Below are 19,279 nucleotides of genomic sequence, written 5' to 3'. Positions count from 1 at the left end.
AGAGGGTTATGGATTTGCTGTTACTGAGCAATTCGGTGCTGCCCGGCACCGAATATCTGGAATATGCGCTGCCGCTGCTGAAAGCGCAGCTTGGCGGGCGTCGCAAGGTGGTGTTTATTCCCTTCGCGGGCGTGACGCAAAGCTTTGATGCCTATACGGATAAAGTCCGTCTGGCGCTGGCGGAGCTGGATCTGTCGATCACCGGCATTCACACCGTGGACGACGCGCCTGCGGCGATTGCCGCCGCAGAGATTGTGATGGTTGGCGGCGGCAACACGTTTAACCTGCTGAAAAATTGCCGCGAGCGCGGGTTGATCGAACCGATCCGCCAGGCCGTGAACAACGGTGCGCTGTATGTTGGCTGGAGCGCCGGGGCGAATCTGGCCTGTCCGACGATCCGCACCACCAACGACATGCCGATTATCGATCCGGGCGGTCTGGATGCGCTCAATCTGCTGCCGTTGCAGATCAACCCGCACTTTACCAACGCGCTACCCGCCGGGCATCAGGGCGAAACGCGCGAGCAGCGCATTCGCGAACTGCTGGTGGTGGCGCCGGAACTGGAAGTGATCGGTTTACCGGAAGGAAGCTGGATCGCGGTACAGGACGGCCACGCGCAGCTCGGCGGCGACAAACCGGCCCTGTTGTTTAAAGCCAGCCAACCGGCTATTACGCTGGCTGCCGGTCACCGCTTTTTCTGAAATCGACAATGGCCCGCTGGTGGGCCATCTCTTTATTTCCCGGCATATAATTAAACTTTCCTAAAATAACCTGCGTAATTATTTAATTGTTGGCATTAAAGATAATATTGCTATCTCAAAATATATGATACGTGATTAATATGTTGGCTGAATCGCATAACCCAATAACCCTAAATAAATTGCGTAAATAAACGCTGATCTTAATTTTCAACGTGTTATCATAAATTGATGAAAATGGGATGATTCTTAACTACCAATCGGTGCAAGTTTCAACTATATCCAGTTAATATCGCCCGTAATAAATCATTATCGGTTAGCAGGGAATAATACCCGCACCGCAAAACTCTATTTAATAATTGCCTGCGCTGAAGGCGTGGAAACACCTCTTCGCCCGGAATATTCGCCTCTGCAATAAAGGAATGTATGGTTAACCGGATAACCGTTCTGTCATCCTCCGGAAGTGATTCGCTCTTATTCTGGACGTTTAAAGGGGAAGAACAGCTCTCCACGCCCTTTCGCTTTCAGGTCGATCTGCTGAGCAAAGATTTCACCCTCGATCGGCAAAAACTGCTGGGCCAGGAGATGACGGTGGTGATCCCAACGCAGTTGGGAACGACGCGCTATTTGAGCGGTAAAGTCACGGCGATCTCTGCGCGCTCGGAAGAGCTGGATGGCACGCGCTATGCGGTGTATCAGGCGACCCTTGAGCCGGATTTCTGGCCGATGATGCGCGATCGCAATTTCCGTATTTTCCAGCAGCAGCGCGTACCGGACATCGTCAGCACTCTGTTTTCCGAATACCAGGTAAAAATTGAAAACAAACTGACGCGCAGCTATCGCCAGTGGGATTACTGCGTGCAGTACGCCGAGAGCAGCTTTCATTTTATCAGCCGTTTGCTGGAGCTTGAGGGCATCAGCTACCTGTTCCGCCACGGCAAAGAGGGACACACGCTGGTACTGATGGATGATTACGCGCAAGCAGAGGCGTTTCCCGGCTATGAAGTGATCCCGTGGCATGCGCAGAGTGGCGGCGGTGCGGTGAATGAAGAGGGCGTTAGCCAGTTACTGGCGCGGCATATCGTCACGCCTGGCCTCTACAGCACCGACGATTACGACTTCCGCAAGCCCCATGCCTGGATGTTGCAAACCCTGCAAAACCCCGTTTCGCCAACGCCCGGAAAAATCGATGTCTATGACTGGCCAGGCCGCTTTGTCGAGCATGGCGACGGCGAATCTTATGCACGTATTCGCCAGCAATCCTGGCAGGCGGAACAGCAGCAAATGCAGGGCAGCGCGACGGCGACCGGTATTGCGCCGGGGCACACCTTTACGCTTATCCGATCCCCTAACGATGCCGACAACGCACAGTGGCTGGTGGTAGGTGCTCGCTATGATTTTGCCGAAAATCAGTATGCTTCCGGTGATGTTGGCGAGACGCAGCAGCGCATCGACTTTACCGTCATTCCGGCCTCTACGCCGTTCCGCCCGGCCGCCGTCACCGACTGGCCGCGCACCTACGGGCCGCAAACGGCAAGAGTCGTGGGGCCTGCGGGCGAGTCGATCTGGACGGACAAATATGGCCGCGTCAAAGTGAAATTCCACTGGGATCGGCAAAGCCAGGGCGACGAGAACAGTTCCTGCTGGGTACGCGTTTCCAGCGCCTGGGCCGGGCAGGGCTACGGCGGGGTGCAGATCCCGCGCGTTGGTGATGAAGTGGTGGTCGATTTTATTAACGGCGAGCCGGACAGACCCATCATCATTGGCCGCGTCTACAACGAAGCCAGCATGCCGCCGTGGGCGCTGCCAGCGGCGGCCACGCAGATGGGTTTTATGAGCCGTTCCAAAGATGGATCGCCGGATAATGCCAACGCCCTGCGCTTTGAGGATAAACCGGGCGCTGAGCAGCTCTGGCTGCATGCCGAACGCAATATGGATACGGAAGTCGAAAACGACGAAACCCATGACGTTGGCAGCAACCGCACCAAAACCGTCGGCAAAGACGAAACCAGCCACATCAAGCAAAACCGGACGCGCACCGTCGATGGCAATGAAACCATCACCGTCGGCCAGGATCGCAGCAAAACCATCAACGGTAATGAAACCACCACGGTACAGCAAAACCGTACCGAGAGCGTGAAGGGGAACGAAACCCTGAGTGTGGAACAAAACCGCGATGAAACCATTACCGGCAACCACACCACCATGGTGAAAAGCAACAATACCGGCACTGTTGAAGGTAATCAGACGCTGACGGTGGTCCAGGATCGCACCCGCAGCGTGCAGGGCAATGAGACGGTTAGCGTCCAGCAAAACCGCACTGTGCAGGTGACCGGCAATCAGACGCTGGAAGTGACCGGTAACCGCACTGTCACCGTCAGCAGCAATGAGACGCGCACGGTGACGCAAAAACAGGACGTCAGCATCGGTGCCGGACGCACGTTGAGCATTACCGGCGGCGATACCCGGTTCACCCAGGGCAGTGTGGCTGACAGCGCGACGGACACCTTCCGCATCAACGTAGGTGAGAGCGGCATTCTGATTGGCAACGGCAGCGTGGAGATCACCGCTGGCGGATCGACCATCACCATTAATGCCGCCGGGGTGATGGTCAATGGCAAGAAAATTGAGCTGAACGCCTGATGGGGATGCCATGAACGCCAGCAAAAACCCCAGTGAAAAGGTGATGAGCGAGCTGGAATTAAGCTGGCTGGATGCCAGCGAAGATGCCGCCGCACGGCTGTTTATCTGGCGTGTTCCGGCAAATGGTGAATCGCTGCTGGATGCTTTTTTCGCGCTGCAACAGCATCCGCAGGGGCGCTCATTGCCCGATCTATTCCTCAGCTTTAACACGCCTTTTGAAACCGGATACAGCTACAGCGAGGCGCTGGGCCGCGAATTCGTTGAGCAGTATGAAGCGACGTCCGATGCCGCTTTCTGGGATGCCGAACCCTGGTTGCCCTGCTACAGCGCCGGGCAGTTACGCAGCCTGTTGCAGAACTTCGCCGAACAGTTTACCGACGATCTGCGTTATCTGGTGCTGGTGCTGAAACCTTCCGCTGTCAGCGATGAGAGCGCGATGCTGCGCTGGCTCCATCTCTGGCTGGAACAGGGCGCTGACGCGCCGCGCCTGTTATTGATCGACACCGTTGAACAGCCGATCTGGCAGTCGCTGTATACCGCGAATCCGCGACACGTCCGGCTGATTGAGGATCGGATTGATGGCATGAAGGTCATGCACCAGACCGCGCAGCAGCAGACCGACGCCGATGCCGACCGTTTGCTGTTCCGCCGTTATCTGGCCGATGCCATGTTGCTGCTGGAAAAAGGCAGCGCCGCGCAGGTAGCGGCGCGCGGCAGCCTGGCGCTGGCCATTGCGCAACGTCGCGGCTGGGCGGATCAGCAGGCGATGATGCATAACCTGATCGCGGGCGGCTGGCTCAAAGGCCGCGATCACGCGCAGGCGGTGGAACATTACCGCCAGGCGCAAAGCATCTCCGGCGAGGTGCCCGATCAGGCGGTAAAAGGGCAGTTGCGCACGCAAAGCACCTTTGGCGAGGCGGGCGCCTGGTTCTCCAGTAAAGACTATCTTCAGGCGGCGAAAATCTATCGTCAGGCAGCGATTGAGGCGCAGGCCATCCCGCATCCGCTCTTTGCGATGGAGGGCTGGCGGATGTGCGGTTTTTGCCTCTGGCTGTGCGGGCATCGCCCGGCGGCAATGGAAGAGTACGCCCGCGCCATCCAGGCGGCGGAGCCTGTCCCGATCACGGAACGCGGGCAGACCACCTTGCCGCTGGTGTTCCAGGATTTGCTGCGTATGCATGACAAGCGGCGAACCGAAGCCCTGGAAGCCTGCGCCACGCGTTGGCAGGCGGAAAAACAGAAACTTATTGCGCAGGTGGAAGCGCAACTGCCGTCCGCGCCAGCAGTGGAACAGGTTCGGCAGGCCGACAGCCGTTTGCAATTACAACTTGAAGCGACCTTTACGCTGATCCGTGAAGAGCGTGAAAACCTGATCCGCCGCGGCGATGAGAGCTTTCGCCGCGTTATCCGGCTGGCGCGTGAGAAACTGCATCCGCACTGGAACGGCCTGCCGGAAATCGCCCATCCTTTTGATGCGCCGCCCGGCGAGTGGCAACGCCTTCCCGCGTGGGGAGAGAGCGACGCATCGTTAACTGATACTGCAGGAAGCAACCCGCTATGAAAAATCGCATCATCATTATTGTGGTCGTCACCGTGCTGGCGCTGCTCTTTTTAAGCCTTTCTGAGAGCGACCTGGCGACCGAAGTTCGTACTTTCCTGCGCGCGCTGTTGCGTGCCATGTTCTGAGGTTAAGCGATGCACTCCGGCGCGCACTTCGATCCACAGCTCGGGCTGGATATTCACACCTACCCGTGGCCGCTGCCAACGCCGCACATCGGCATCGTTTTTGATGTCTTCGACTATCTGCCGCTGATTGGCACCACGGTTCACGTTAACAGCATCAAACGCGCCAGTGCCGGAACGGGCGGGATGGCGGTGCATATTCCGGTGGGCGGCGCGTGGATCCCGCCGCTGCGCGCGCCGGGCGGCCCGCAGATTGAAGATGAGCTGTTTATGGGCAGCAAAACCGTTTCGGTGGATGGCGAGCCGTTTTCCCGCATTGGCATGCCGGTGCTGAGCTGCAACATTATTGGCCTGATCCCGCCGTTCCGCCTCAAACGCGCTACCAAACCGAAACCGCTTTCGCTGACGCTGCCGCTAACGTTTAACCTCGCGCTGCCCAACAATGTGATTGTCGGCGGGCCGCCCACCATCAACCTGATGGCGCTGCTGATGCGCGCCGGGTTAAGCGGCCTGGGAAAAGGGTTTAAAAAACTGAAAAAAACGCCGCAGTGGCGGCTGTTTATGCGCCGTTTCCGCAAGCTGCGGCAAAAACTGTTTCGCAATATGGACCCCGGCTTCCTGAAATGCCGGGTGCTGCGCGCCGAGCCGGTGGATATCCGCGACGGCAGTGTCAGCCTGGAGCAAATGGATTTTCTGCTGCCGGGCAGGTTGCCGCTGGAGTGGACGCGCAGCTATACCTCGTCCGACACGGAAATCGCAGGGATGTGTGGTTACGGCTGGTCCACCCCGGCGGATACCCGCCTTGAGGTGCTCGCCGATGAAGGCGTTGCCCTGCTGACGCAGGCGGAAGGGATGACGCTGTTTGCCGCGCTGCCGCAGGCGGATGGCCGCGAACAGGCGATTACCGGCCTGCCGGACGGGAGCCGCCTGTGGCGCGAAACGCGCGATGGTGAAGTGTGGTGGCGAATCGAGCAGGAGAGCGGTCCGGAGCTGCATTTCAGCGGTAAACAGGGCGTGTTGCCGCTACGCAGGCTGGCGGATCGTAACGGTAATGGCTGGGCGTTTGACTGGAACGGCGATGAATTGCAGTCCATTCGCGAGTTCAGCCACGCGGGAGAGACCGGGCGTGAAATCCTCGTCACCTGGCAAAACGATCGGCTACTGGCGCTGCGTTTGCGCAATACGCTGGATGGCGAGATAACTCCGCTTACGCGCTATGAATATGATGCGGATAACCAGCTTAGCGCCGAAATTGATGCGCTGTCGCACCCGCGCCACTTCTTCTGGCAGCAGCGCTATCTGATAAGCCATGTGGATCGCAATGGCCAGGGGTTCCATTACCAGTACGATGATGCCTGGCGGGTGATTCATGCCTGGGGCGATGGCGACGTTTGGGATTATCGCTTTGCCTGGCACGAACTGCTTAATGAAGTGGAAATAAGCGATTCGGCGGGCAATATCTCGCGCATTACCTTTGATGAAAACGGTTTGCCGATCGCGGAAATCGATCCCACCGGCGGCAATACGCTGTTTCGCTATGACGATTTTGGCCGCACGGCGGAGTTGGTGGAGCCGGATGGCAGCACCTGGCGCTGGGAGTATGACGAGCGCGGGCAGATGGTTGCCGAACACCTGCCTGATGGCAGCGTCGTACAGGCGAGCTATGACGACTGGGGCGATCTGATTGCGGTAACGGATGAGCAGGGAGCTAACTGGCGCACGCAGTTCGATAGCTGCGGTAATCTGGTGGCAGAAATTGACCCAACGGGCGTCACATCGCGTTATCACTATGATGCGTTCGGCCAACTGATCGCCGCCGAGATTCCTGGCTCTCCGCCAACCCATTATCACTATGACCGATTTGGTTTTTTAAGCGCTGAGCACGTTGCTGGCGGCGGCGTGACTCGCTTTCGCTACTCGGTGCGCGGTACGTTGCAGGAGCGCATTGATGCCGATGGCGGTGCCACCCGTTTCCACTGGGATATGAAAGACCGGCTGGTCGCTACGGTTGATCCGGCGGGAGGCGAAGTGCGCGTCAGCTATGACCGGGAAGACGAGCCGCTGCAATTTACCGACGAGCAGGGGCGCATAACGCGGTTTCGCTATACCGGCACCGGAATGCTTGCTTCCTGCGAAACGCCGGACGGCGCAACGCTGGGCTATCAGTACGACGCTGAAGATCGCCTGCTGGCGGTGATCAACCAGAACGGGCAGCGCTGGCAGTTCACCCGCGATGCGCTGGGCCGGGTCACGGCGGAGAGCGATTACTGGGGGCAGATAACGCGCTATGGCTGGGATAAAGCCAGCCGCTTGATTCACCGCGAAGATCCGCTCGGGCGTGAAGTTCGTTACGGCTACGATCGTGCCGGGAGGCTTTGCGAGCGGCGAAGCGGCGACACGTTACAGGCGACGTTTCATTACGATCCCTGCGGGCGCATGGTGCTGTGCGAAAACCCGTGGCGGCGGCTGGTCTGGCGTTATGACCGCGCCGGGCGATTACTGTGCGAGGAGCAGGACGGCTTCCAGTTGCGTTACGGCTATGACCAACGCGGGCTGCTGATCTCGCGCGAGAGCGACGGCGGCCACCGGGTACGTTATGGCATGGATGAGCATGACAGGCTGAGCGAGGTGCAACTGAACGACGATGCGCCAATACGTTTCACTTACGATGCTTGTGGGCGCAGAGCCAGCGAGCAGCTCTCTGACGACGTTGAGCGCCGTTATCGCTACGATCGCCTTGGCCGCTTAACGTCGCAGCAGGTGCTGCAAAACGATTTACCGCTGTTCGCCAGCGGTTTTGCTTACGATCGCACAGGCAACCTGACGCTGCGTGAAGACAGCCAGTGGGGCAGCGATCGGTATGCCTACGATCCAGTAGGACGTCTGGCGGCGCATACCGCACCGGACGGTGTGCTGCGCCAGTTTATCCATGACGCAGCGGGTAACGCGTTGCAGACGCAGATCCGCGATGTGAACGACAGCGCAGGCGGCTGGTTCCGCGAAGGCCTCCACCAGGGGACGCGCTATGTGTTTGACCGCGCTGGCGAACTGCGCCAGCGCCGTAGTGTGCAGCATGAGGGCGAAAAAGAGGACTTCAGCTGGGATGAAAACCGCCAGTTGATCGCCGTACGTAAGGGTAACGAGCAGGTGCGTTATGGTTATGACGGCCTGGGACGGCGTGTTTTCAAACAAACCGCCAGTGAAACGCGCTGGTTCTACTGGCAGGAGGATGCGCTGGCGGGCGAGACAGTCACCGCCACCCCGCAGCCGCTGGCGGCGCTGAGCATCTTCGATACCGGCGGGCGACTGAAGCGGCAAAAAGCGCAGGCGCAACTGTTCAGCAACCTGCGCGAGTACATCTACTACCCTGGCGGTTTCCGGCCGCTGGCGCTATTAACGCAGGAAAACGGGCAGAAGCAGAGCTGGCACTATCACTGCGATCCGAACGGTGCGCCGGTGCGCCTGACATCGCCCGGCGGGGAGGTTGTCTGGTCGGAAAGAAGCGGCGCATGGGGCGAAAAAGGCGAGGTTTATGCCAGCCGCATCGATAACCCGCTGCGTTTCCAGGGGCACTATTTTGATGGTGAAACCGGTCTGCATTACAACCGCTATCGCTATTACGATCCGGCGATTGCCGCCTATATTAGCCAGGATCCGCTTGGGCTTGCCGGAGGACTCAATGTCTATGACTATGTGATTGCCCCGCAGACGTGGATCGATCCTCTCGGCTTAAAATGCTGGAATACCGCGCGGCGCGATTACTGGAAAGCTGAAGCCAAAGCCGCGCCGAAAGGCATGTATTCTTCAGTGAATATGTTGCGTATGCGGTTGGGGCTGGCGCCACGCATTCGGGTGGAGGAGTACCACTTTAAGACCCGGCGTATCAGAACACGGAATGTGTCGCTGGAACTGAACCACCGCATCTGGCCGCAGCGGTCGGGCAAAAACGTCGATCTTCCCTATAACCTGGAGAAGGTGACGCCATGGGAGCATGCCGCAAAGGATCCTTACAGGCATACTGGCTCCCGATTGATTAGAATTGTTCAGGATGTTGGCAACTATACGGGACGCTAAATATGACACTTAACGAATTCATGCACACTGAAAGTTACGCGAACTATCTGGATGCGCTGGATCTGGCGCTGCCGGAAAAAATTGACCGCGTGACGCCGGTTCATGATTTTATTATTGAGGTGGATAATGAGTCTTTACAGCATGCCGCCGTTAGCTTTGATGAACTGGAGGCGTTAATAAAAAATGATCGTGAAAAAACAATTGCCTGGATCGTTAAGAAGAATGAAAAATATTTAGAAACCGGCGGCGAAGATAACATTGTCAATAAAGCGCCGCAGATTAACTTCCCGATTGGCCATTTGATTGAGTATCGCCTGCTCGAACGGAACCCCGAGGGTCTGGTTGATTACATTAAAGCGATAGGTATTCCAGGCGTGAAGAAATATGCAAAAGAGCTCAGTACGCTCTACGCAGAAATACAGGAAAGTAAATAATATTTCTCCGCTCAATATTTTTTTTGTGTCTGGCCTGATGTTTTTTAATATCGGGCCGCTGCTATTATAGTGTTTCTCTGTTATGAATTAATCACTGAATATCCGCGTAGAGAATTCTCAACCGAAAGGGAAAGATCCCTCATTGCGAATATCCGTTTCCTATAATTAAAAGTCCGAAATAAAATGTAATATGTCGGCGTTGTTTAGAGGTACGTTAACCAGTAGCAAAAAACTGATTATTAATAGATGAGGAATTAGAATGAAAGGGATTTTTAAGCGCAATCGAATTTGTGCTGGCCTTGCATTAGCTGGCATGGTTGGTTTTAGTGGTCACCTTTTTGCTGCAACGGATTATGCGGATACAATGCCTTCTATCGAAGGTAAAAAAGTGCTGGTCGGTTACTGGCACAACTGGGATCAGGGTTTCTCTGGCGATTACGCTCAGGGCTACCCGTTAAAAATGGCGCTGAAAGATACGCCGAAAGAGTATAACGTCGTGATGGCGGCCTTTATGAAATCCGCTGGCGGCGCAACGATGCCGACTTTCGTTCCTTATTACGGCACCGATCAGAGCTTCCGCGAGGAAATTGCCGCGCTGAACGAACGTGGTCAGGCGGTTCTGCTGTCGCTGGGCGGCGCAGATGCCCATATTGAACTGCATGAAGCCAATGGCGACACCGAAAATCTGGCCAATGAAATTATTCGTCTGGTCGACGTTTATGGCTTCGATGGTCTGGATCTGGACCTTGAGCAGAGCGCCATTAAACTGGCGGATAACGAAACCGTTATTCCTGCTGCGCTGAAAAAAGTTCGCGAACATTATGAACAGCAGGGCAAGCACTTTATTATCAGTATGGCGCCGGAAATTCCGTATCTGACCAAAGCTAACCCGCAGTATCAAAATTATATTGAACGTCTCGATGGATATTATGACTTCATCGCGCCGCAATATTACAACCAGGGCGCATTCGGCATTGGTTTCCAGCCAGACGATACCAGCACCGATGGCTGGTGGGTAAACTATGCGCAGAATGACGACGCTAAAAAATATGAATTCCTTTACCACTTCAGTAAAGAAATTATCACCAATAAACATGGTCTGTCTGCGGTTAAAATTCCGTCCAGCAAACTGGTTATTGGCCTGCCAAGTAATACTTCTGCTGCGGCAACCGGTTTTGTAAAAACGCCGGAAGATGTTTATCGCGTATTCGCGGATATGGAAAAAGAAGGTCTGCCGTTAAGAGGCTTGATGACCTGGTCTATCAACTGGGACGAAGGCGATAACGTTAATCACCAATCCTTTAACGGCCAGTTCCGTAAAGCGTATACCAATCTGATCCATGATGGCGGCGAAATGCCGGCACCGGAAGAAGATACGACAGCACCGAGCGTACCGTCTGACGTACAGGGCACCAGCACGGCGACTTCTGTTCAGTTGAACTGGAAAGCCTCTACCGATGACACCGGCGTTCATCACTACAGTGTATTCCGTAACCAGCAGAAAGTGGCTGACGTCAACACCACCACCTTTGTGGACAACAATCTGCAAGCGGAAACGGAATACCAGTACACCATCGTGGCTGTCGATGCGGCAAACAACGCTTCTACCGCCAGCGCAGTTTTCAAAGTGAAAACGCAGGCTGCACCGGCTGTTGATACCGAAGCGCCGTCCATCCCGACCAGCATGGGTACTGTCGAAGTCACTGACTCTACCATCGCTCTGCAATGGAAAGCGGCAACCGATAACGTCCATGTGACCGGTTACCAGCTGTTCCGTGATGGTAAGCTGATCGCTTCACCGACCACGTCTGCTTATGTGGATAAAGGCCTGCAGCCGGAAACTATCTATCAATATCAGGTGCTCTCTCTTGACGCTGCGGGTAACAAATCCGGGATGTCTGAGAAGCTGGATGTGACCACTAACGAAAAAGTTGAGTCCGCTTACCCGGCTTATCAGGAAAATTTCCCTTATGCCGCGGGTGATATTGTGACCGGTACTGACGGCAACGCTTACCAGTGCAAACCGTGGCCGTACACCAGCTGGTGTTCCGGTGCGGCCTTCGCCTACGCTCCGGGTACCGGTAGCGCCTGGGATATGGCCTGGGATAAAGTTTCCAAATAATGGTATTACGCCCCCGCTTGCCGGGGGCTTTTTCGTTTTAACCGTTGGGCAGCAGAACCGGCTGCAGACGTTTCCACACCGCCGGGCTTGCCGCCCAGGCATTGTTGCCCTGCGTCAGACCATCACTGGCGAGAAAATCGTTGTGCATGCCTCCCGCTTCCTTAATCAACGCCAGACCGGCCAGCGCATCCCAGCTATGCAGATGGGCTTCAAAATAGCCATGCACCTGGCCTGCTGCGACGTGCGCCAGCATCAGCGCACCTGCGCCAAAACGGCGGTGCTCAATGCCATGTTCAAACAGGGTTTCAATGGTCTGCGTATAGTCGCGCGGCGGAGTACGGCTTGAGCGCCCCAGCCCCAGAACTACCGCTTCCGGCGACGGCTCGCGAATCGTCAATTTCTGCTCGTTTAAGTACGCGCCTTTGCCCGTTTGCGCGAAGAAGAACTCGTTGCGATCGGGGGCATAAATGATGCCCAGCTCGATGTTGTGCGCGCGAACATAGGCGACGGAGATGCACCAGTAATCCATGCCGAGGATAAAGTTGGTGGTACCGTCAATCGGATCGATAACCCAGATGCCGTCGCTTCCCGGCTCCAGCCCGCGTTCTTCGCCGAGCAGGCCATCCTGCGGGCGCTGCGTTTTCAACCAGGCGCGCAGCTCGTTTTCCACATACACATCCGCCTGGGAGACAAAATCCTGGCGGCCTTTCTGCTCAATCGTTAGCCCGTTATCGCGAAGTTGCTTCGCTTGCTGGCCGAGACGACGAATCAACGCGCAGAGCGCGTGGGTAAACTCTTCTGTCATAGCGGAACTCTTAGCCAATGCGTGGCGATGTTTGTCGGTGAATCAATTCCACCTTAACCCACTCAACGCGGGAAGGCTGTAAGGGATTTTTGGCCCGCTCCAGCAGGCGCGTTAACGCCCGGCGCGAGATCTCCGCCACATCCTGATGCAGCGTAGTGAGCTGGTAGCTGAACTGGCCGCTTTGCGGCGTATTATCAAAGCCTATCAAATGGAAGTCGTGCGGCGCGAACTTACCGCGCTGGCGCATGCCGTCGAGAAAACCGCAGGCCAGCTGCGCATTGGCGCAGAAGATCCCTTCCGGTAATTCGTCTTCATCATTGAGCGCAGCCTGCCATCCGCCGTCGTAACCCTCTTCGCTGGCGCTTATCCAGCGCAGATGCCGCTGTGTATCAACGCCGAGTTGTTGCAGCGCCTGATCAAAGGCCTCGCCGCGCATCACGCCCGCCCACGTGGAGCCACGGTTGATCAGCCAGCCGAAACGGCGACAACCTGCCTGAACCAACTGTTCGGCGGCCAGTTGCGCGCCGCGCTGGTTATCCGAGCAGACAAAATCGACAAACGGAATATCGGGATGGCGATTGATGCCGACCACCGGAATTTGCTGGCTGACGCACTCGTTGACAATAGCTTCCGGCGGTTTGCCGGAGGTAACAATCACGCCGGAGACGCGAAACTGAGTGAAACGACGCAGCGTGGTGACCAGATCCTGCTCGCCGGTAATTTCGGTGACCAGCGCCTGGTAGCCACGCCGCTGGATCTCGTGCAGTAACCCCTCCAGCAGGCTGCTGCGAAACGGATCGCCAATGCGCGCCACAATCACGCCAATCAGATGGCTGCGCTGGCGGTTCAGCCCCTGCGCGAGAAAATTGACCTGATAACCCAGCTCCTGCGCGGCACGCAATACTTTCTCTTTGGTTGCCGGGGAGATGCTGCCGTTGCTGCTTAATGCGCGCGATACCACCGCGCGGGAGACACCCGCCCGTTTCGCCACGTCTTCCGCCGTAACGGCCTGTTTGCGGATTGCCTGACTCAAATGCTCCCCTCCGCGCGGCGCGTAATCTCAATGCGCATGCCATCTTCGCTGACAAACAGCCCCTGATGCGTAAGGCAGGCCTGCGCCAGCGCCGGGCGCGCGGCGTCATTGCAGTGATACAGCCCCAGCGTCGGTAAACGCAGTTGGGTAAACAGCGCCTGGCAGCCGGGAAAATCGCCGTGTGAGGCGTCGCTGGCCAGCGGCGTCATGGAGGCGCACTCCTGAAACGCCAGATCCGCGTGGTGCATCAACGCGATACTCTCCGGCGTCGGGCGTCCGTCGCCGCTGTAGAACAGCGCCACGCCGTCTGCTTCAATGCGCACCGCAAGATTGGGAATTTCATGATGCGTGAACGCCGTACTCACGTGCCAGCTGTGCCAGCGCCACTGCGGTTCGCTGTCGCGCCAGTCGATGTCGAAACAGAGCGTGGTATCCGGCCAGTTGGCAAGGCTTGCCAACTGCATCAGTACCGGACGCTGTTCGCGCTGCGACCAGATAACCAGCGGTTTGCTGCGCTGAAAGCTTTTCCAGTAATTCAGCAGCGCCGTCAGCCCGGTGCAGTGATCCGGGTGAACATGGGTGAAGTAAATCGCGTCGATAGCATTCACATCAAGGCCACGCTGCCACAGCGCGCGGGGGATCGTGGGGCCGCAATCAATCAACCACTGTCGGTTTTCACGGTCGATCACGCGCAGTGCGGAGGTATTTTGTTGCAGCGAGAAGGCGCTGCCGCAACCCAGAACATCTATTTCCATTTCGCTCCACCAAAATTATCGCGGACTTAATCAAACTGTCACAAATAGACGACAAAGTAGGCTCACATAATGTCGCTGCAAGGTTGCATTTTTTTTACAAATAAATGAACACGTGTTCATCGTTGAAAAAGATGTCGAATAAAAGGATCGCCCATGAGTTATTTGCAAATTAATAAGCTGAAGATTGGCTACGGCAATAACATCGTTCTCCACGATATTCATTTAGCGGTGGAAAAGGGCGAGATGATCGCGCTGCTCGGGCCTTCTGGATGCGGAAAAACCACGCTGCTCAATGCGTTATGCGGTTTTGTTCCCGTGCGATCAGGGGCGATTGCCATCAACGGCCGGGATATTACGCACAGCACGCCGGAGCAGCGAAATATCACCATGGTTTTTCAGAGTTATGCGTTGTGGCCGCACTTTACCGTCGCACAAAATATTGGCTATGGCTTAAAAGTGCGTCGCGTGAAAAAAGAAGCGATTCAACAACGGGTGCAGGAATTATTAAAAATCGTCAACCTTGAAGGTTATGCGGATATAAAAGTGACCGCACTTTCCGGCGGCCAGCGTCAGCGCGTGGCGCTGGCACGCGCGCTGGCGATTGAACCGGACGTGCTGGTGCTGGATGAGCCGCTATCTAACCTCGATGCCAAAGTGCGCCTCAATGTGCGCCATGAAATTAAAGCGCTGCAAAAGAAGCTTGGCTTTACCTCGCTTATCGTCACCCACGATCAGCAGGAAGCGCTGGTGATGGCCGATCGCATTGCGGTGCTGAATAACGGGCGTATTGAGCAAATCGGTACGCCGGAAGATATCTACCATCGCCCGGCAACGCCGTTCGTGGCGGATTTTATGGGTGCGGATAACTGCCTGGCAAGCGCCGATGACGGGGGCAAAACCCTCTATTTTCGCAGCGCGGATGTCACCATTCACGCCGCATTGACGCCCCCGGCGCCGCAGGGGTTAGTGCTGGAGGGCGTGATTGAGGAGAGCGCGTTTCTCGGCCACCAGTACCGCCACAGCGTGCGCTGCGATGGACAGCTTTTGCTCGCCGATTCACCGCAGTTCTGGCCGGCGCAAACGCCCGTGGTGCTGCATGTTCCGCAACCGGCGCTGCATCTTTTTGAACAACCTTTGTAATGCCAACCGACACACTTTTTCCTGGGGATACATCATGTCCGTAAAAACGAAACTTGCTGTCACAGCCGCACTCTGTTTGGGGTCTCTGCACGCCGCGAACGCCGAAACGGTTCTCAATGTTGCAACGGCGGGCGACCAAAATATGGTGGATTATGTCAAAACCTGGCTGGGGCCGAAATTTGAAGCCGCGCATCCGGGTGTAAAAGTGCAGGTGATCGGCACCGGGCCGGGCGATGCCGGGTCGAATAAAATCATTGAAAAACTGACGGCGCAGCAGCAGAGCGGCGCGAAAAGCTGGGATATCGACGTTGCCGTGGTGCATCAGAATGCCGGTGGACAACTGGTTGAAAAAGGGTTGCTGGATAAATACCGCCCGGCTGTCAGCACTGGCGCGATGGTGACGGCGGAAAACGCGAAAAACGCACTGGGCGTTAATGTTGATGGCTACGTGATGCCGATGTTCTTAAGCCAGACGGCAATTGCCTATAACAGCGATCTTGTCAAAACGCCGCCGAAATCCTACGACGAACTGGTGCAGTGGTCAGAGAAAAACCCGAAAGCCTTTGGTTATAACGGCATTAAAAACGGTATGTCCGGCGTGAGCTTTGTTGTGGGCTGGATGTATGCCTATGGCACCAGCGCGGATCGCCTTACTGCACAGCCATACGATAAAGGTGTGGAAAAAGAGTGGACCCAGGCTTACGCCAAACTGAAAGAATTCAACAAGAACGTCACTTTTACGCCCGGTAACGCCGGGACGCTGGATATGCTGAGCCGTGGTGAAATCTCCATGGGGCCGGTGTGGGTCGATATGTTCTATAGCTGGAAAGATCAGGGCAAGCTGCCGCCGTCGATCAAACTGGCGTTGATTGCGCCGGGTATGCCAGGACAGCCGATGTACTACGTGGTGCCGGCGCATGCCGCTCAGGCCAAACTGGCGCAGGAATTTATTGCGCTGGCGACCAGCCCGGAAGTGCAGGCGCAGGGGATTGTGAAGCAGTTCAACTGGTATCCAGGGATTGACGCGAAATACGTCAAAGAGAAGCTGGATGACGCCACCTGGCAGAAGCTGTTCGCGGAAATTTCACCGCAAGATTTAGCGAAATACGGCAAAAACTTCCCGATTACCCACTACTTTGACGACATCAAAGAGGGTTACGAGAGCCAGGTTTCGAACTGATGGATGTGGGTGCCCGGACGTTGTTGGTCCGGGCATCTTTTTTACGGCGATAACTCAGGTTTACCATGCGACACGCGATGAAATATTTACTGCTGGTGGCTCCGGCGACGCTGATGATAGCGGTGTTTTTCCTCTGGCCGCTGGGCTTTTCGCTGATCTCCGCCTTTACCCGCGAGACAGGGCAACTGACGCTGGCGCACTTTGATAAAGTGTTGGCGCTTTACTCGAATGACATTCTGTTTACCGTGATTATTGTGCTGACGTCACTGGCGATCCTCGCGCTGCTGTCGATCAGCATTGCGGCGATCATTGTGCTGTCGCCGTTTCGCGGCATCGTCAAAACGCTGGCCTTTTTGTACCGCCTGCCGCTGTTTATTCCCTTTATTGTGACCGCGCAAATGATGCGCACTTTTCTGGCGAAAAACGGCCTGATGAATAATGTGCTGGTCGCCGCCGGGGTGATGACGCCGATGGAAACCACGTCGATGCTCGGCTGGAGCGGTATCATTATTACGTTTGTCTGGAAACAGATGGCTTTCACTACGCTGCTGATTTGCGGCGCGATGTCGGCGGTCGATCCGGCCCATATTCTGGCAGCGAAAAACCTGGGTGCTTCCCGCCTGCGCATTCTGTTCGACATTATTTTGCCGCAGGTGCTGCCGACGATTGGCGTAGCGATGGTGCTGTCGACCGTGACGATGATGTCGGTTCTTTCTGTGCCGCTGATGATCGGCACCGGTACGCCGACGATGATGACGGTGGATATGGCGTTTCGCGTCAACTCTTACGGTGATTACCCGGTCGCCAACGCGATGGGTGTCATTTCGTATCTGATTTGCGCGCTGCTTTCCTGGTTCTATTTACGTCACAGCCTGCAGGCGAAAGGAGCACAGCCATGAATACCTTCCGACAAAAACTGCGCGGCAGTTTTCTGCTGCAAACGCTGCTGCTGACATTTCTGGTGCTGGCGCTGTTCGGCCCGCTGCTGAATCTGCTGATCTGGACGGTGGCGGAGAGCTGGTTCTTCCCGCATACGCTGCCGAGCCAGTGGGGGCTGAAATACTGGAGCCAGGTGTTTAGTCCATATAGTGACGTTTCGGGTTCGCTGTCGGTAAGCGTGTTGATTGCCGTGCTGGCAGTGCTGGTTTGCCTGATCATCTCTGTACCGGCTGGTTATGCGCTTGCCCAGCGCGGTATGCCGTGTCGTGCGTTCTTTATGCTGCTGTTTCTGATCCCGCAGGCGTTTCCCAATCTGACGGTGTATATGAACGTGGCGCGGCTGTTTTATCAGTGGGGGCTAAATGGCACGGTTGCCGGTGTGGTGCTGGTGCACAGCGTACATGGGCTGATGTATTCCATCTGGATAAGCGTCGCGGCGTTTTCGTCGCTCGATCCAATGCTGGCGCGCGCATCGCGCAATCTGGGCGCCGGGCCGGTGTATACGTTTTTCCATATTATTCTGCCGCAGGCCGCGCCAGGGCTGATTGCCGCCAGTATCTTTGTGTTTCTGGAATCGCTGGATGAGTTCACCGCCACCTTCTTCGTCGGCGCACCGGATATCACCACGCTGCCTATTTTGCTTTATACCGCCAGTATGTCGGGCAACTACCAGGTGTCGTCGATCACCGCGCTGATCCTGCTGGTGCCGTCGGTGCTGTTTATGCTGGTGATCCACAAGTTTATGCGCCCCGAGATGCTGTCGAAGCTGGGGAAATAAGCGGGCAGGAGACAATAAAAATGACGGGCTCCGTAAGGCAACCCGTCACTTCAGCTACCGTCAAAAATAACGACCATCGCACGGCGAATAACGTCGCGCCGGGCGTTATTTACTGAGGTTTTTTTCCAGTTCGACGATACAGAACAGCAGCGTGCTGATGGCGAAAGTGATGCCTCAGTAGCGCAGCGGCAGCGGGTTTAATTAGCCCGCATATATTATTTTCTGGATGGAAGATATCATTCCCATGCGAACGAAATCACAAAAGGAAATTTTTTTCGGCAGGCAGGGGATATTCAGGGCTAAGTGGAGACACAAAAAAAAGCGCCCGCAGGCGCTTTTTTATCAGGTAATGACCATCGGCCAGTCTGGCGGGGCTTTACTTGAGACGTCCGCCATGACCTGCACCACGTTGTGCCAGATGTTGGTGAGATCCAACACTGTAATGCCCAGCAGACCGGTCGCGAACCAGCATGCCGCTGCTAAACCCATGCCGCTGCTGATCACTGCCAGACCGATATAATCAGCCCGACGGAAGCGAATATTCAGCGTGCTGGCCATAAACATCAACACTGCGCTCAATAACTGCCAGCGCAACAGAACCACGCTGGTGGTAAAGGTAGCCATGAAACCATCCTCAGAAAGAATCGAATACCGGGCGGACCAGGCGTTACGCGCGAGTGGCAAAGATGACGCAGAAGTCCGCAGAAGTAGCACAACAATGTGAAACGGGCTGGCCGTTTCAAGAATGTGTGAACTGTATCACATTTGATGATTTATTCGCCAGTGGGAAAAGCATTTTTTGCGGGGTATTCCTACTAATTTTGGTGGGTTTGGCCGCGTTTTTTTCACCAGGATATATTGCTTAGCACTTGCGAGAATTAACCCTGGTATTATTCATGTATTAAAGTGATATTTAGCACCCTAATTGCCACAATATTTACAGTCCGCGGAACATATATTATGCTTGTGTGGTTAGCTTTATTTACCTGTTGATG

Annotated in this window: 15 protein-coding genes; 11 read left to right on the top strand and 4 right to left on the bottom strand. The window is 55.8% G+C overall.

Going from position 1 to position 19,279, the window contains the following annotated elements:
• The first annotated feature begins 8 nt into the window (after window positions 1-8).
• From pepE to DK872_RS19090, 7 genes are all read left to right on the top strand, one after another.
• Window positions 9-701 carry a dipeptidase PepE gene (gene pepE / locus DK872_RS19115; protein ID WP_079517090.1) on the top strand — a complete coding sequence of 231 codons (693 nt, stop codon included), beginning with the start codon at window positions 9-11 and terminating at the stop codon, window positions 699-701.
• Window positions 702-1,124: 423 nt separating this feature from the next.
• On the top strand, window positions 1,125-3,341 hold the full coding sequence (locus DK872_RS19110) for a type VI secretion system Vgr family protein (protein WP_161518710.1): 2,217 nt from the start codon (window positions 1,125-1,127) through the stop codon (window positions 3,339-3,341).
• A gap of 10 nt (window positions 3,342-3,351) precedes the next feature.
• The gene (locus DK872_RS19105; RefSeq protein WP_161518709.1) at window positions 3,352-4,902 is read left to right on the top strand and encodes a hypothetical protein; all 1,551 of its coding nucleotides are present in this window, start codon (window positions 3,352-3,354) and stop codon (window positions 4,900-4,902) included.
• Window positions 4,899-5,027 (top strand): hypothetical protein, encoded by a 129-nt coding sequence (locus DK872_RS27840; RefSeq protein ID WP_007372454.1) that lies wholly within the window; start codon window positions 4,899-4,901, stop codon window positions 5,025-5,027. The genes DK872_RS19105 and DK872_RS27840 overlap by 4 nt, the downstream gene beginning before the upstream one ends.
• A gap of 9 nt (window positions 5,028-5,036) precedes the next feature.
• Entirely contained in the window at window positions 5,037-9,098 is a 4,062-nt protein-coding gene (locus DK872_RS19100) for an RHS repeat-associated core domain-containing protein (RefSeq protein ID WP_161518708.1), read from the top strand.
• Window positions 9,099-9,100: 2 nt separating this feature from the next.
• Window positions 9,101-9,532: a hypothetical protein gene (locus DK872_RS19095; protein ID WP_161518707.1), complete on the top strand. Its 432-nt coding sequence runs from the start codon at window positions 9,101-9,103 to the stop codon at window positions 9,530-9,532.
• Window positions 9,533-9,791: 259 nt separating this feature from the next.
• Window positions 9,792-11,654, top strand: a complete 1,863-nt coding sequence (locus tag DK872_RS19090) for a glycosyl hydrolase family 18 protein (RefSeq protein ID WP_072440856.1) — start codon at window positions 9,792-9,794, stop codon at window positions 11,652-11,654.
• 37 nt (window positions 11,655-11,691) lie between these two features.
• Here the strand turns inward: DK872_RS19090 and DK872_RS19085 are convergent, their stop codons facing one another.
• The 3 genes from DK872_RS19085 to DK872_RS19075 are packed head-to-tail and all read right to left on the bottom strand — an operon-like array spanning window position 11,692 to window position 14,247.
• A complete protein-coding gene (locus DK872_RS19085) occupies window positions 11,692-12,459 on the bottom strand; it encodes an inositol monophosphatase (RefSeq protein ID WP_007372458.1) in 768 nt (255 codons plus the stop codon).
• Between the two features lie 10 nt (window positions 12,460-12,469).
• Window positions 12,470-13,492, bottom strand: coding sequence for a LacI family DNA-binding transcriptional regulator (locus DK872_RS19080; RefSeq protein WP_007372459.1), 1,023 nt, complete (start codon window positions 13,490-13,492; stop codon window positions 12,470-12,472).
• Window positions 13,489-14,247 carry an MBL fold metallo-hydrolase gene (locus DK872_RS19075; protein WP_007372460.1) on the bottom strand — a complete coding sequence of 253 codons (759 nt, stop codon included), beginning with the start codon at window positions 14,245-14,247 and terminating at the stop codon, window positions 13,489-13,491. Before DK872_RS19075 ends, DK872_RS19080 begins: the two co-directional genes overlap by 4 nt.
• Before the next feature lie 153 nt (window positions 14,248-14,400).
• Between DK872_RS19075 and DK872_RS19070 the strand changes: the two genes are divergently transcribed.
• The 4 genes from DK872_RS19070 to DK872_RS19055 all read left to right on the top strand — a co-directional run bounded on the left by DK872_RS19070 (window position 14,401) and on the right by DK872_RS19055 (window position 18,284).
• On the top strand, window positions 14,401-15,387 hold the full coding sequence (locus DK872_RS19070) for an ABC transporter ATP-binding protein (protein WP_035886889.1): 987 nt from the start codon (window positions 14,401-14,403) through the stop codon (window positions 15,385-15,387).
• Window positions 15,388-15,421: 34 nt separating this feature from the next.
• Window positions 15,422-16,567 (top strand): extracellular solute-binding protein, encoded by a 1,146-nt coding sequence (locus tag DK872_RS19065; RefSeq protein ID WP_035886891.1) that lies wholly within the window; start codon window positions 15,422-15,424, stop codon window positions 16,565-16,567.
• Window positions 16,568-16,632: 65 nt separating this feature from the next.
• Window positions 16,633-17,466, top strand: coding sequence for an ABC transporter permease (locus DK872_RS19060; protein ID WP_035942758.1), 834 nt, complete (start codon window positions 16,633-16,635; stop codon window positions 17,464-17,466).
• Window positions 17,463-18,284 (top strand): ABC transporter permease, encoded by an 822-nt coding sequence (locus DK872_RS19055; protein ID WP_035886895.1) that lies wholly within the window; start codon window positions 17,463-17,465, stop codon window positions 18,282-18,284. Before DK872_RS19060 ends, DK872_RS19055 begins: the two co-directional genes overlap by 4 nt.
• A 342-nt stretch (window positions 18,285-18,626) precedes the next feature.
• On the opposite strand, the gene DK872_RS19050 is transcribed toward DK872_RS19055, so the two are convergent.
• Window positions 18,627-18,908, bottom strand: a complete 282-nt coding sequence (locus tag DK872_RS19050; protein WP_035886897.1) for a YjcB family protein — start codon at window positions 18,906-18,908, stop codon at window positions 18,627-18,629.
• Between the last annotated feature and the right edge of the window lie 371 nt (window positions 18,909-19,279).

It is taken from the genome of Kosakonia sp. MH5, from assembly GCF_009935945.1.
GTDB classification, from domain to species: domain Bacteria; phylum Pseudomonadota; class Gammaproteobacteria; order Enterobacterales; family Enterobacteriaceae; genus Kosakonia; species Kosakonia radicincitans.
Note: the sequence above shows the minus strand (reverse complement) of the source record. Positions and strands in the feature narration are given on the sequence as shown.

What these genes read in the sequence shown, in the direction of transcription:
- pepE (WP_079517090.1), top strand. Translation starts at nt 9, where the DNA reads ATGGATTTGCTGTTACTGAGCAATTCGGTGCTGCCCGGCACCGAATAT.
- DK872_RS19110 (WP_161518710.1), top strand. Translation starts at nt 1,125, where the DNA reads ATGGTTAACCGGATAACCGTTCTGTCATCCTCCGGAAGTGATTCGCTC.
- DK872_RS19105 (WP_161518709.1), top strand. Translation starts at nt 3,352, where the DNA reads ATGAACGCCAGCAAAAACCCCAGTGAAAAGGTGATGAGCGAGCTGGAA.
- DK872_RS27840 (WP_007372454.1), top strand. Translation starts at nt 4,899, where the DNA reads ATGAAAAATCGCATCATCATTATTGTGGTCGTCACCGTGCTGGCGCTG.
- DK872_RS19100 (WP_161518708.1), top strand. Translation starts at nt 5,037, where the DNA reads ATGCACTCCGGCGCGCACTTCGATCCACAGCTCGGGCTGGATATTCAC.
- DK872_RS19095 (WP_161518707.1), top strand. Translation starts at nt 9,101, where the DNA reads ATGACACTTAACGAATTCATGCACACTGAAAGTTACGCGAACTATCTG.
- DK872_RS19090 (WP_072440856.1), top strand. Translation starts at nt 9,792, where the DNA reads ATGAAAGGGATTTTTAAGCGCAATCGAATTTGTGCTGGCCTTGCATTA.
- DK872_RS19085 (WP_007372458.1), bottom strand. Translation starts at nt 12,459, where the DNA reads ATGACAGAAGAGTTTACCCACGCGCTCTGCGCGTTGATTCGTCGTCTC.
- DK872_RS19075 (WP_007372460.1), bottom strand. Translation starts at nt 14,247, where the DNA reads ATGGAAATAGATGTTCTGGGTTGCGGCAGCGCCTTCTCGCTGCAACAA.
- DK872_RS19070 (WP_035886889.1), top strand. Translation starts at nt 14,401, where the DNA reads ATGAGTTATTTGCAAATTAATAAGCTGAAGATTGGCTACGGCAATAAC.
- DK872_RS19065 (WP_035886891.1), top strand. Translation starts at nt 15,422, where the DNA reads ATGTCCGTAAAAACGAAACTTGCTGTCACAGCCGCACTCTGTTTGGGG.
- DK872_RS19060 (WP_035942758.1), top strand. Translation starts at nt 16,633, where the DNA reads ATGCGACACGCGATGAAATATTTACTGCTGGTGGCTCCGGCGACGCTG.
- DK872_RS19055 (WP_035886895.1), top strand. Translation starts at nt 17,463, where the DNA reads ATGAATACCTTCCGACAAAAACTGCGCGGCAGTTTTCTGCTGCAAACG.
- DK872_RS19050 (WP_035886897.1), bottom strand. Translation starts at nt 18,908, where the DNA reads ATGGCTACCTTTACCACCAGCGTGGTTCTGTTGCGCTGGCAGTTATTG.